This window comes from Pseudomonas sp. PKS (assembly GCF_051913525.1).
Taxonomy (GTDB): Bacteria; Pseudomonadota; Gammaproteobacteria; order Pseudomonadales; family Pseudomonadaceae; genus Aquipseudomonas; species Aquipseudomonas guariconensis_D.
The window spans coordinates 1-312 of the sequence record NZ_JBEGDO010000064.1 but is presented as its reverse complement, the minus strand read 5'-3'; the positions used below and the strand labels follow the sequence as shown (position 1 = coordinate 312).

Sequence of the window (312 nt, the reverse complement as noted above, 5' to 3'; positions counted from 1 at the left end):
CATGTTCTGTAAAGAATTTCTTCTTTTGTGACTATTAATCTCAAGACATAAATCTTGCACGATGTTGTATTACTACACATCATGTGCCCCTACCTAATTTGGGTTGCTAGCTTGAGGGGTTTACCGCGTTTCACCCTATTTATTTCTAAATAGATTCGTCTCTGTGGCACTTTATTTTAAGTTATAACGTAGTGAAACACTTTAGCTATAACTAGTTTGCCGTTATGTTTATTAAACATACCTAAGGTTATGGTTTCCCTTAGCACAAACACTACACACCCATAAGGTGTGTGCTAGCATGGACTTTCCTAA

Annotated in this window: 1 other RNA gene; it reads right to left on the bottom strand. The window is 36.5% G+C overall.

Annotated features, from left to right (window positions below):
- Positions 1-312, bottom strand: an RNA gene (gene rnpB / locus ABOA88_RS24095) — RNase P RNA component class B; the annotation flags it as partial.